Raw genomic sequence first — 561 nt, forward strand, 5'->3', positions numbered from 1 at the left:
TGCGGATTACAAAGCGGACACTGGTCACCATGGCCGTCACGAAATCAATGTCCCGGTGAAACAGCATGGGGAACGACACCACGGAAATGGAGAACACGAAAAATGCGATCATCGCCCCTGTGATATTGCCGACAAACAACAGAATAAGGCCCATCTGGGTGCTGAACACCTCGGCCACCAGTTCATTGAAGGAAATCTTGCGCAAGCCCATGAAGGTGAAATACAGGATCGCCGCGATATCGACCCAGATATAGAGGGCAAACCCGGTAATCAGGGCCATCCACCCCAGATCGCGCCCCACCATGCCCCGCACGCTTGAGAAGACCGTCGCCCATGTCAGGGGGGTCTCCTGTTCCAGATGGAAGCTGATCACATAGAAACCGCAGGCAATGAACGGGGCAATCAGGGCAAAGCCCGCCGCCAGCGGATAGACCAGAAAGGGAAGATCGAACCAGAATAGCAGCAGGATCAGAATCCAGCCACCGAGGGCATAGACGCCGCTGAAGAAAAGCCCGAACAGGGGGGCCTTCCTGAAATCATCAAGGCCTGCTGCCAGAACCT

Annotated in this window: 1 protein-coding gene; it reads right to left on the reverse strand. The window is 55.6% G+C overall.

The window, feature by feature from the left end; translation table 11 throughout:
- On the reverse strand, window positions 1-561 hold a 561-nt coding region (locus tag QQJ79_RS15915), incomplete at both ends, for a DUF2189 domain-containing protein (RefSeq protein ID WP_284223918.1).

The organism is Brevundimonas denitrificans (assembly GCF_030160755.1).
GTDB lineage: Bacteria > Pseudomonadota > Alphaproteobacteria > Caulobacterales > Caulobacteraceae > Brevundimonas > Brevundimonas denitrificans.